The following is a 13,823-nucleotide window of genomic DNA, read 5'->3' on the forward strand; positions in this document are numbered from 1 at the left end:
AGAAGAAAAAGTAGCGTTGCGCCAGATCTTGTTGCACCTCCCGGATGGCACGGTAAAAGAAGTAACACAACAAGTGACATTCAAGCGCGAAGTGAAGACGAACTTGGCCACAGGTGAAAAAGAATACGGTGCTTGGGATATAGAAGAAGGCACATTGCCAGAATATCAAGTAGATCAAGTAGAAAACTATGAACCAAGTCAATCAGTAGTCGAAGCAATGGTGGTAACGCCAGAAACAGCTGGCAACTGGACTGTAGATATTCACTACAACGCTAAGACAGCAACCGAAGTAGAAGAAAAAGTAGCGTTGCGCCAGATCTTGTTGCACCTCCCGGATGGCACGGTAAAAGAAGTAACACAACAAGTGATGTTCAAGCGCGAAATAAAGACGAACTTGGCAACGGGTGAAAAAGAATACGGTGCTTGGGACATAGAAGAAGGCACATTGCCAGAATATCAAGTGGAGCAAGTGGAAAACTACGAACCAAGCCAATCAGTGGTCGAAGCAATGAAGGTAACGCCAGAAACAGCTGGCAACTGGACCGTAGATATTTACTACAACGCTAAAACTACAACTAGAACTGAGTATTATACAGCTAAGCGTGTTATCTCACTTGTTAAAGATGGTAAAAAAGTAGATGAGATCACGCAGAGCGTACTTTTCAAACGTGAGGTAACTAAGAACTTAGCGACCGGCGAGGAAACATTTAGTGACTGGAGCACTGATAATGATAGCTGGGAAGCTTTTGTTGCACCAAGTTTTGAAAATTATGTCGCAAACATCCCACAATTGGAGGCTGTGAAAGTTGACCCTAACACTAAAGATACTGAAGTAACGATCAACTATACTGCAGCTACAAAAGAAGTTCAAGAAACACGGACTGTCAAACGAGTGATCAACATTTATCGTGATGGTAAAAAGGTCGACGAGATTACACAACGAGTAGTGTTTACACGCACAAATATCGTGAATTTAGCAACGGGTGAGATCACATATGGTGCTTGGAATGAGGACCAAAAACATTTCGCAGAATATGAAGTGCCTGAAGTATACGGCTATGAACCAGAAGAAAAAATCATTTCTGCAATGGCAGTAGATCCTGAAATGCAAGATACCACGGCTAATGTGAATTATAAATCGATCGTTACAACTGAAATCGAAGAAAAAGTTGTTGACCGTAAGATCATTTTAAATCTGCCAAATGGAATGACACGTGAGCATATCCAAAGTGTGACTTTCAAACGTGAGGTCTATAAAAACTTGGCGACGGGTGAAATGACGTATGGTGCTTGGGATATCCCACAAGCAATGTTTGAAGCTTATCAAGTTCCCGGATTTAGTGGTTATGTTGCTTCGGTCAAGCATATTGAAGCTTTAGAAGTGACAGCTGATTCTGAAAGTACCACAGTGGTCGTTGATTATTATCAACAAAGTAAGGAAGAAAAAGATGTTTTTCGCATCTTTAATATTCAAGTGATCGATGGTGTATTGCCCCGTGGAAAGCAACAATATACGCAAAAAGTAACATTTACTCGTGATGTTTACTTAGATGCTAATGGTAAAGTTGTGGGTCACGGTGATTGGGAACAGACAGAATTGATGTTTGAAGATTTTGAGATCCCACAACGTGAAGGTTATGCGACCTTTAGATCGGTGATCGCAGGTCAAAAAGTGACAGTCGATTCAGCAGATCTAGAAAGTGAGATCACTTATGTTGCGCATGCTAATGATACTGAAACAAAAGAAGTAAAGCGTAAAGTGACGATCATTTTGCCAAATGGCTCAAAGCATGAAGAGATCCAAACAGTAACTTTTGTTCGTGATAAGGTGACAAACCAAATATCAGGTAAAACATCATACGGTAACTGGTTACCGGCGACGGAGAATAGTGAGTTTCCTGAAATGGTATTACCAGATATTGCAGGGTATAAACCTTCGCAGACAGTAGATCGTCTTGATGTTACATCAGACATGGCTAATATTGAAGTGACTGTGACCTATGAACGTGACGGTGATGCAAGAGAGACAACGCCAGACGCCCCAGGCAATGGCGAAGTAACCCCAGATGTACCAGGTAACGGCGAAATAACACCAGACGCCCCAGATGCAGGAGAGACAACGCCAGATGCACCAGGCAATGGCGAAGTAACCCCAGATGTACCAGGTAACGGCGAAACAACACCAGACGCCCCAGATGCGGGTGAAACAACACCGGATGTGCCAGGCAATGGTGAAGCAACACCAGATATCCCAGATGCAGGAGAGACAACGCCGGACGTACCGGGGAATGGTGAAGCAATCCTGGATACTCTAGATGCAGGCGAAACAATGCCAGACACACCGGGGGATGGTGAAGTAACCCCAGATACTCCAGATGCAGGTGAAACAACACCGGACACACCAGAGAATGATGAAACGCCATCAGGTACTCCTGAAGCAGGCGCTGACTCAGATTCTGATGATACGGATCAGAGTGATCTGGGGATGAAGCCAGAGATTGGGCCAGGTCAAAATTCTCCATCTAAGATGAAGAATAACGGCTCAGGTGCTAAGGTGCCTAATATGGCAAATAGCTCAGCAGATAAAGCAACAAAAAGCAATGCAGCTGCAGGCACTGAATTACCGAACTTAGGTGATGAAACTGTAAGGCTCAAGGGTTTAGGTGCTTTACTAGCGGCAATGGCATGTGCATCATTGTTCATGTCGGCAACAGCTAAAAAACGAAAAAATTAAACTAACAAAAAGTAGTATGGATAAAAGTGCCATACTACTTTTTTTATGTTTTCAGTTTTCAAAAACACGCCGATAATTTCCCAGTTCAGCATCGGTTGCTTGTGTGCTGAGAAATGCGTTAGGATCGATCGCTTGAACGAGCTGTTTTAAATAGTTGAGCTGGCCTTTTTGGGCAACAATGATGATGATGTCAGTATTTTCGCCCGTGTAGATCCCAGTTCCCTTAACTAAAGTTGCACCGTGAACGAATTTCTTTAGTGCATCTGCGATCGGGGCGGAATTTTTGGTGAAGACCAAAATGTTGACATCTTTTTGCAAGACGAAAACGGAATCCATCAAATAGCTGGTGATCAACATACCTAAGAGGCTGTAAACAGTTCGCCCTAAGTCAAAGAAGAGAGCGGTAATGATCAATGTTCCACTATTTAAGAGATTGTTTAGGGAACCGACTTTCTTATGGTAGTGCAGTTGGATGTAATTGACGATAATATCCGTTCCACCAGTCGAAAAGCCGCTATTAAAGCAAAGTCCGATCCCCAAACCGACCAACGCTGAGCCAACCAAAGTATTAGTCAATTGGTCCTTAACGATCACGGCTTCCGGGATGAGACGTAAAAAGACGATATTTGACCCCACAGCCAGTAGTGAGTACACGATATATTTGATCCCAAATGCACGCCAAGCAAAGAGAAGGAGGGGCACATTAAAGAAGATCAGCAAGATACTCATTGAAAGGTCGATCCCAAACGTTGCCAGAACAGCTTGGAGTAACTGCGCGATCCCGGTCACTCCGACGGAATAGGATTGAGCGTTATTGAGAAACAGATTGATTGCGATCGCCGAAAGAAATCCATAAAGAAGTGCGAAAAAACTATTTCGGATCTGCTGTTTTTGACTGAAAAATGAAAAAAATTTGAACATGATCTAGCCCCCTTCGTTTAGCTGGTTGAATTATATTATATAGAAGTATACACCTATTACATATAGTGCTTAAACTGAAAAGTTACAAAATTATATTATATATAAATTACGTGTAGTTTTTTGTTATTTAATTTTATTAAATTTAAATAAATTTATGTTGCGAAAACTTACTGTATAAAAGCTCAAAATTGGTATAAAGCGAGACTTAAACAAAAATTAATAGTTGTTTTATTATTAAGTAAAAATTAATATTATAGTGATAAGATAATTAATTTATCTTGTTTATTTAAGGAAAGTTCAAACAAAATGGAGGTTTTGGTGGAATGCTTTCAAAAAACAATAAAAAATTACAAGCCCAAAAGATGGAGCCAAAGCAACAACGCTTTGCGATCAAAAAATTCACAGTTGGTGTGGCTTCAGTCTTAGTTGGGACGACATTTGCGCTTTATTCAGGCGCAGGTAGTGTTTCAGCTGATGAAACAGCTACTCAAGAAGCAACAGCTGAAGTGGTGGAAGACAAAGCTGCTGACCAAACTGATGACAAAGAGGTAGCTTTAACTGCAACTGGTACAGCAGATACTGAAGCAGGTACCGCAAATACTGATGTTTCAGAAGCAACTCCTACCGTAGAAGAAGCAACTGATCAAAGTGCGCAAACCCCAAGTACAAGCAACAAATGATCAAAACACACAAGCAGAAGAAGTAGCCAAGGAAGAAGCAACTCCTGTAAATGAGACTAACACAGCTACAGAAGAAGCTCCCGTAACTTCTGGCTTCAGACGTGTAGCTACAACAACAGCTGATGCAACACCGGCTGCTGATGAGACAGCTACGAATCCAGCTGATCAAGATGTATCAGATCAACTCCAAAATGAGTTGGAAAAAAATGCGATCTATAGTCCTGGGGATCCAACCGCTAAACAAACTTATTCTGGTAAGGCATGGGTCAAGGAAAAAGGTTCAGTTATTGATGGCTTTAACGCAAACAATGACAAACCGATCGCTGGAGTAAATGTTTATTTGCAATGGGTAAACGGTAAGGGATACGTATCTAAAGTTTACTATACGACGACTAATGATGATGGGACTTTTGCAATTGATCTATCTAAACCAGAAGTGAGCAGTGATGGTACTGAGCACAAATTTGTGATTGCCAGTGATGGAGGTTTTGCGGTCAGAACATGGATCAAGAATCCAGACCCAGATAAATATAGTGTCATTAAACAAGGCAATCAAGTCTATGGGTTCCATACACGCTTGAACCGTAAGAACGAATCTTGGGACTTTACAGCGGGTGTTAATAAGATCGTTAACTCGCAAGTTATCTTACAAGAAAAGATGTTATTAGAAGATTGGTTGGTCAAACCAGAAGCTGAATGGGAAAAATCGCCTAATGTAGATGGTATCTGGCTAGATCGTGGTGCTTTTGGTAAAGCTAGTGGTTATGTGTGGTTCGATAACGGTGATGCGGCTGGAACATTGGCTAACCAATGGATCAATGACAGTAATGATGTCAAAGCTACGGGGACTAGAGTAGTTGGATCCTATTTGAATGGTGATGTAACGATCTTGTTGGATAACTGGAAAAAGGAACATAAGGGTTATTCAGTTGAAGATATGAAGGCTGCCCAAGCTGAAATCATTACTGCTTATGAAGCAGAACACGGTAAAGGTTCACATATTTCTGAAACAGTAGTTGCGACTGTGGATTCTAATGGTTACTACTACATGCCATTTAGAGGATTGTACGGTAAGACTGCAACAGACAAGGGGGGTAAAATCTCAGAAGATCAATGGCATACTTTAGTTAGTGATGAAGATGTTCGGAACAATAATTTGATGCAATGGAACGGTACTGCAGGCCAAATCGTACGTCATATCAATCAGGATTATATGTATATTGCACCATTGATCGATAATTACAACGTTTGGACGAATGCCTTTGCAACAAATATGTTCCAAGATCCAGCTAATTTCTTAACAAATGTTACGTCTTCTTACAACATTAATTCGGTCAACTTTGCTTTGTTGGCACCACAACCAATGATCGATGTAACTAACTACGATACAACAGATAAGATCGCATTCAAGGGTGATGTAGCAACGACAGTAGTTGGTGGGTTACTGCCTAATCGTGAATATCAGATCCAATGGTTCCGTGATGGTAAGGCTATTGGCGATCCTACAACGATCACATCAACCGTAAATGGTGAAGCTACAGTGGCTGACTTTAATGTACCAGATGATATCACAGGTCAAACAAACTTTACTGTTGCGATTTTTGAGCAAGGTGAAAATACCAAGAGTTTAGATAATGCACAAGCTTTAGATTCCTTTATCGCTAACGTGCCAGTAGCTGACTCATATGAACCAGCTTACAAAGAAGTTGAAGGTACGATCGGTAAAGACACTGAACCTGTAACACCAACATTTACTGATGCAGCAGGTAAAGATACAACGGCGCCAGAAGGCACAACTTTTGCAACAGCTAAGGATGCTGATATTCCAGCTGATATCAAAGCTACTGTACCAGCCGATGCTAAAGTGCTCGATCCAGCTGATGTAACAGTTGATGAAAAGACAGGTGTAGTTACAGTTAAGGGTTCTGCTTTGACAGGTAAAGGCACATATGTCACACCAGTTCAAGTGACTTACCCAGATGGCTTAAAAGACTACACTTATGTAACGGTCAATGTAGCTAAATCAGCAACTGAACTCTTTGAGGCAAATGGTAGTCAGATCGATAAAGAACTTGGTCAACCTACAACAGAAGATGACATCAAGAATGCGGTAACTTTCAAAGACAGTGAAGGTAACGATGCAACAGCGCCAGAAGGTACAACTCTGCCAAATGGTAATACACCAGGCGTTTACGAAGTGCCAGTAACGGTAACATATCCAGATGGCACAACAGATGAAACGACTGTAACAGTTGTTGTTGGTAATGTGATCCCAGTTGATGATCCAAGCAAGCCAACACCAGCAGGTTATGTACGCGTAACCTTTGAAAAGGGCGATCACGGTGAATTTGCTGCCGATGCCAAGACAGTCTTTGACGTTAAGGAAGGCACGGCTGGCTCAGAATTAGCAAAAGTTGCTCCAGAAGTGACTCCAGCAGAAGACTATATCTTTACAGCATGGAGCCCAGAAGTTCCAGAAACGATCACAGCTGCTGGAACATTTACCGCTCAATACAAAGAAAAAGATACTGTAGCTTATACAGCAGAATTTGGTACGATCACCAAACCAGCTGGTGAAGCAACAACAGAAGATGACATTGCAGGCGCAGTTACCTTCAAGGATAAAGATGGTAATGATACAAAAGCTCCAGAAGGAACAACGATCAAACCAAAAGAAGGAACAACATTACCAAATGGCGATGAACCAGGTGATTATGAAGTACCAGCGACGGTAACATATCCAAACGGAACTACAGATGAAGGTGTAGTTAAGGTAACAGTTTTAGGTAAAGTTATCGATCGTACAGATGACCCAAGCCAACCAACGCCAGAAGGTTATGTGCGTGTAACCTTTGAAGCAGGTGAAAATGGTAAGTTTGGAGAAGGTGCTAAGACCGTCTTTGATGTACGTGAAGGCACACTAGTAAGTGAAGTAACAGTACCAGCAGTTACAGCAAATGAAGGTTTCGTACAAAAATCAGGTGCAGATGCCTGGAGCCCAGCCTTGCCAACAGATACATTCACAGCAGCTGGCACATATGTAGCACAATACGAAAAAGCTGCTACTGACGCGGATAAGTACGAACCACAAGTAGAACCAGTTGAAAAACCATATGGTGAACCAACAACAGCAGACGATGTAACTTCTAAGGTAACAGTGCCAGACTACCCAACAGAGGGGGAACAACCAAAAGTAACGGTAGCTGATCCAAGCAAGTTGCCAGATGGTAAGACACCAGGTGAATATGATGTACCAGTAACGGTAACATATCCAGATGGATCAACAGATGAAGTTACAGTGAAAGTAACCGTAAAAGAATCTGACGCAGATAAGAACACACTAGAAGGTCAAGACATCACAACACCAGTAGGCGGCAAGCCAGAAGCTAAGTCTGGTATCGCTAATGTGGATAAATTGCCAGAAGGTACGAAGTACGAATGGAAGACCCCAGTGGATACAACAACAGTTGGCGAAAAAGAAGGTACAGTCGTAGTAACATATCCAGATGGTTCAAGTGAAGAAGTGACAGTTAAAGTTGCTGTAACGGAAAATCCAACTGATGCTGATAAGTACACCCCAGAAGCTAAAGAACAAAAGGTTGAATTAAACGAAACACCAAATCCAAATGATTCGATCGGCAATTTGGGTGATCTACCAGCAGGGACAACAACGGCATTCAAAAATCCAGTCGATACAACGACAGAAGGTACAAAAGATGCGACGGTAGTAGTGACCTACCCAGATGGATCTAAGGATGAAGTACCAGTTAAGATCGTGGTAACAGATGGTCGCGCAGACGCAGAAAAGAATGAACCACAAGGCAAGCCAGTCGATGTAGAGTTGGGCAAGACGCCAGAAGCTAAGGACGGTATCGCAAATGTAGATGATCTACCAAAAGGCACAGACTTTACATGGAAAGAACCGATCGATACAACAACACCAGGTGAAAAAGAAGGTACGATCGTAGTGATCTACCCAGATGGCTCACGTGAAGAGATCAAGGTCGTTGTCAATGTAGTTGATGATCGCAAAGATGCAGACAAGTACGAACCAACAACTAAACCAATTGAGGTCGTTGAAGGTCAAGTGCCAGATGCTAAAGATACGATCACTAACTTAGATGAACTTCCAGAAGGCACAACGGTCGAATGGATCGTAGCACCAAATACTGCGAACCCAGGGACAGTCAATGGTTTAGTCAAGGTAACTTACCCAGACGGATCATTTGATATCGTTGAAGTTGAAGTTGTAGTTAAAGCTAAGGCTTCAAACGGCGATAAACAAGATGTTGCCGGAGCTAAGGAAGAAACCGTAGCTCAACCAAAACCAACGAATGTTTCTAAACCAGCTAAAAACAAGCAACAACAAGAGTTACCACAAACAGGTGATGCAGATACCCAAGCTGCTTCAGTTGCCGGTGTACTCATGACAGCTTTAGCCGGACTCTTTGGTCTAGGTGCCGTAGCTGACAAGAAGAAACGCAAAAACTAATTAGGTAATTATTTATCTAAATGAATAGTTTGAGGCCTCCACCCAAATCAAAATTGGGTGGAGGCCTTTTTGTGTACAAAAAAAGCAGTCAAGAATAGACTGAGTACCGCAAATACTCGTCGATCTGACTACCGTAGAGGATAGTGTTCAAGAACTTCTGTGGAAAATGCGCAAACCCAAGCACAACCAATCGAAGACGTAGCTAAAGCAGCTACTGTAAATAACACTAACGACGAGATTATAACATATTGTTTTATTAGGGGCAAATTACTTTATTTATTGTTAATATTAGTAAATTTAACTTTTTAAAGTGTGAAAGAACTTATTATTCAATATTTTTTTATTGTTATCTAATTTTAAAATTATAAAAAACGTAATGTTATTATTTGGCTTCTATGATAAAACCTTGATTTTAAAGAGTTTTAAAGTTTAAGATTTTAAATATACGAGTAATATAATTTGAGTTTTTTATATAAAAAGTTAATATTGTGTTACGGAATGTAAATGTTTGCAAGGATTTAATATTCTTGTAAATGGTCAAATAGAGATGGAGGTTTTGATATGCTCTCAAAAAACAATTAAGAAGCAACAATCTCAAAAGATGGAACCAAAACATCAACGATTTACGATCAAAAAGTTTAGTGTTGGGGTAGCTTCTGTTTTGATCGGGACGACATTTGCAGTTCATCGAACTAATAGCGTTTTGGCCGATCAGACAAACACTGAGCCTGGAACTGAAATGGTCGAAACAGCGGCCGAAGATCCAGGTGATACCTTAGCAGCTACCGGAGAGGCAAATAATGAAAATGGAGCTCCAGTTGAGGATGCCACTACCAATGAAACATCTCAAGCTGAAACTCCAATGACAGATAGTAATGAGACGACTGAAGCGCCAACTTCAGAAGACACTACTATGACTAATGATAGCACAATTGTACCTGAAACACCAGAAGTAGCGGATACTCCTGAAACAACACCAGAAGTGACCGATACGACCCAAACAACAGAAGCGCCGGCTGAAACAGAAACACAACCAAGTGAAACGACCACAGCTGAGACGCCACAACCTGAAGTGCAACCAGAAACTGAGGCACAACCAGCAGCTGAGGAAGCACCAATATTCCGTGCAGCAACCACGACTGGTGAAGAGGCACAACCAAGCGCACAAGCTGATGGTCCAAGTGTTTCTGATACACTGCAAGAAGAGTTAGAAAAAAATGCGATCTATAGCCCTGGTGACCCAACTGCTAAACAAACCTATTCTGGTAAAGCTTGGCTGGATACGAGCCGTGATGGTTTGGATGGTATGGGGAAAGATTCGACCCCAATGGCGGGCGTTAAGGTTTATTTGCAGTGGGTAAATGGTAATGGTTATGTATCTAAGATCTATTACACCACGACTAATGCTGATGGGACCTTTGCGATCGATCTTTCTGATCCAAATGGGCTAGAAAAAGCTAAGTTCGTACTTGCAGGTGATGCAAAATTTTCGATCAGAACATGGGTCCAAAATCCAGATCCTAAAAAATACAGTATCATCCAAGCTGGAGATAAGATCTATGGGTTCCATACCCGGACTAACCGTAAGAATGAATCCTGGGACTTCACCGCTGGGATCAACCGGATCGTTAACTCAATGGTCATCTTCCAAGAAAAGATGGGCTTAGAAGATTGGCTCGTTAAACCAGAAGATCAGTGGGAAACTCCACCAAATGCTGATGGTAGTTGGCCAGATCGTGGTTTATCTGGGGCAGTTACCGGTTGGGTCTGGTATGAAAATGGTGATGCAGCTGGTACTTTAGCTAACCAATGGATCAATGACAGTAATGACGTCAAAGCAACTGGGACTAAAGTTGTTGCCTCATACTTGAATGATGAAGTGACCATTTTGATCGATAACTGGGCTACTTCCTACAAAGGCTACTCACTTGATGATATGAAAGCTGCGCAAGCTGAGATCATTGCCAAATACCAAGAAGAACATGGGGTAGGTTCGCATATTGCCGAATCTGTTGTCGGAACTGCTGACGCTAATGGTAGATACTATATTCCATTTAGAGGTCTGTATGGTGCTAGTGCAACGACAAAAGGTCTTGCAGTTGGTGAAGATAAGTGGCATACCTTGGTTTCTGATGCCGATGTCAATAATAGCAATATTACGTTGTGGAACGGAACTTCTCTCGGGCCATTGCGTCACATCAATGCGAAGTATATATATGTTATGCCATTGATCGATAACTACAACATTTGGAATGATGCCTTTACGAATAACATGTTCCAAGATGCAAGTAGTTACTTGACCTCAGTGGGGACGACGCAAAACTACGGTTCGGTCAACTTTGCTTTATTGACTCCACAACCAATGATCGACATTTTAGATTATAATACCGGAGATGATCATGGATTTGCAGGTGACAAAGTTGAGTCAGTCGTAGGTGGTTTATTCCCATCTCGTGAATATCAAGTCCAATGGTTCAAAGATGGTGTTGTTTATGGTTCAGCTCAAACGATCACTTCTAGTACAGATGGGACCTACAAGCCAGATATCTTTACGGTACCTGATGATATCAAAGGTGATACCAACTTTACGGTCGCGATCTTTGAACAAGGTGAAAATACTAAGAGCTTAGACAATGCTTTAGCCTTAGATTCCTTTATCGCAAGCGTACCTGTGGCCGATTCTTATGTTCCAGTATATAAAGAAGTAGCTGGTACGATCGGTCAAGATACGGCACCAGTGACACCAACGTTTACTGATGCGACAGGTCAAGCTACAACAGCGCCAACGGGTACGAAATTTACACCAGCAGCTGATGCGGATATCCCAGATGACATTAAAGCTACTGTGCCAGCCAATGCCAAGGTGCTCGATCCGGCAGATGTTACGATCGATGAAGCTACCGGTGCAGTTACGGTTAAAGGTACTGCTTTGACAGGTAAAGGTACCTATGTCACACCAGTTCAAGTGACCTATCCAGATGGTTCTAAGGACTTTGTTTATGTCACTGTTAATGTAGCAAATGATGCAGCTACGACCTTTGAAGCAACTGGTGGCGAATTGACCAAAGACTTTGGCCAAACGCCAACACCAGAAGAGATCTTGGGCAAGGTAACGACCAACTATCCAGATACGCTAAATGAACAACCAACAATGGCGATCAAAGAAGGTACGATCTTGCCAGATGGACAAACTCCTGGTGACTTTGATATCCCGGTAGTTGTGACCTATCCGGATGGTTCAACTGATGAAGTGACTGTTAAAGTAACGATCAAGGCGCCGATCGCTGATGATTATGATGCAACTGGTGGACAATTGGATAAGGAACTTGGCAGTCCAACCACGGCTGATGAAGTGATCGGTAAAGTGACCTTCACTGAAGCCGGTAAGACTGAGCCGATCGCAACTCCAGCCGGAGCAACGATCACAGTAGACGATCTGGCTAGCCTCCCAGATGGCAATACAGCTGGTGTCTATGATGTTCCAGTAACGGTAACGTATCCAGATGGCACAACCAACAAGACAAGCGTCAAAGTCGTAGTAGGTAACGTGATCCCGATCACTGATCCGACCCAACCGACCCCAGAAGGCTATGTTCGTGTGACCTTTGATCAAGGTGCAAACGGGACTTTTGTCGCTGATGCTAAGACGATGTTTGATGTTAAAGTTGGAACGGCAATGACAGAAGTGCCAGTGCCGACTGTAACGCCAGAAGCTGATCACTTGCATACTGGCTGGAGTCCAGAATTAGCCGAGACTGTTACAGATGCAGCTAATTATGTGGCCCAATACAAGATCAAAGACAATGTTCAATATGTTGTTGAAGGTGGTACCATCAACAAGGCCTTTGGTGATCCAACGACAGCTGATGAAGTGATCGGTGCCGTGATCACAGGTTACCCAGCAGATCAAACGCCACAGCCAACGATCACCGTGGACGATCCATCTAAATTGCCAAATGGTACCGAAGCTGGTGAATTTGATATCCCTGTAACGGTGACCTTCCCAGATGGCACGACCTCAACCACAACGGTCAAAGTTATCGTAATGGATAAGGTCATCGATCGGACAAATGATCCAAATGCGCCGACCCCAGAAGGTTATGTCAGAGTAACCTTTGATGCAGGCACTGATGGTAAATTTGCTGACGGCGTAAGCTACATCTTTGATGTCAAAGAAGGCACAAGCATCGGTGAAGTTCAGATCCCAACAGTCATTGCTAACGAAGGGTTCGTTCAAAAAGACGGTGCTGAGGCTTGGAGTCCAGTCTTACCAAAAACCTTTACCACAGGTGGGACTTTTGTGGCTCAATACCGGACGGCAGCAAGTGATGCTGACAAGTATGACCCAATCTACAATTCGATCGAAAAACCAGCGGGTGAAGCAACGACTGAAGCTGATGTGATCGGGGCGGTTATCGTTCCTGATTTCCCAACGGATGGCGAACAACCAAAAGTAACGGTAGATGATCCAAGCAAGCTACCAGATGGCAATACGCCAGGTGTCTTTGATATCCCTGTGACAGTGACCTATCCAGATGGTTCGACCGATAACGGTACAGTTAAGGTAACTGTGCTAGACAAGATCATCGATCGGACAAATGATCCGGATGCTCCAACGCCAGCGGATTATGTCAGAGTGACCTTTGATGCTGGTGCAAACGGTAAATTTGCTGATGGTGCAAGCTACATCTTTGATGTTCGTGAAGGCACGCCAGCAAGTGAAGTCACCGTTCCAACGATCGAACCAGCAGAAGGTTACGTTCAAGATGGTTGGGATCCAGTCTTGCCAGATACCTTTACTACAGGTGGAACTTTCGTAGCTCAATACAAAGTTGCAGCAACGGATGCTGATAAGTATGACCTAACTGGTAAAGACATCACAACGCCAGTAGGTAGTACCCCAGCAGCCGAAGACGGTATCGGTAATGTACCAGAACTTCCACCAGGTACAAAATTCGAATGGAAGACTCCAGTCGATACAACGACACCAGGTGAT

At 42.8% G+C, this 13,823-nt stretch carries 5 protein-coding genes; 4 read left to right on the top strand and 1 reads right to left on the bottom strand.

Annotation, left to right across the window (positions count from 1 at the left end; all coding sequences use genetic code 11):
- On the top strand, positions 1 to 2,734 hold a 2,734-nt coding region (locus ABT996_RS08860; RefSeq protein WP_349924665.1), incomplete at its 5' end, for a mucin-binding protein.
- 51 nt (positions 2,735 to 2,785) lie between these two features.
- Here ABT996_RS08860 and ABT996_RS08865 read toward each other — a convergent pair.
- Positions 2,786 to 3,655 (bottom strand): YitT family protein, encoded by an 870-nt coding sequence (locus tag ABT996_RS08865; protein ID WP_035447659.1) that lies wholly within the window; start codon positions 3,653 to 3,655, stop codon positions 2,786 to 2,788.
- 323 nt (positions 3,656 to 3,978) lie between these two features.
- Between ABT996_RS08865 and ABT996_RS08870 the strand changes: the two genes are divergently transcribed.
- The 3 genes from ABT996_RS08870 to ABT996_RS08880 all read left to right on the top strand — a co-directional run.
- A complete protein-coding gene (locus tag ABT996_RS08870; protein ID WP_052006340.1) occupies positions 3,979 to 4,335 on the top strand; it encodes a YSIRK-type signal peptide-containing protein in 357 nt (118 codons plus the stop codon).
- The gene (locus ABT996_RS08875) at positions 4,304 to 8,827 is read left to right on the top strand and encodes a Rib/alpha-like domain-containing protein (protein WP_052006341.1); all 4,524 of its coding nucleotides are present in this window, start codon (positions 4,304 to 4,306) and stop codon (positions 8,825 to 8,827) included. Before ABT996_RS08870 ends, ABT996_RS08875 begins: the two co-directional genes overlap by 32 nt.
- Before the next feature lie 601 nt (positions 8,828 to 9,428).
- On the top strand, positions 9,429 to 13,823 hold a 4,395-nt coding region (locus ABT996_RS08880), incomplete at its 3' end, for a Rib/alpha-like domain-containing protein (protein WP_349924666.1).

Source organism: Ligilactobacillus sp. RTP31139st1_D10_RTP31139_211217 (assembly GCF_040226755.1).
Taxonomy (GTDB): domain Bacteria; phylum Bacillota; class Bacilli; order Lactobacillales; family Lactobacillaceae; genus Ligilactobacillus; species Ligilactobacillus animalis.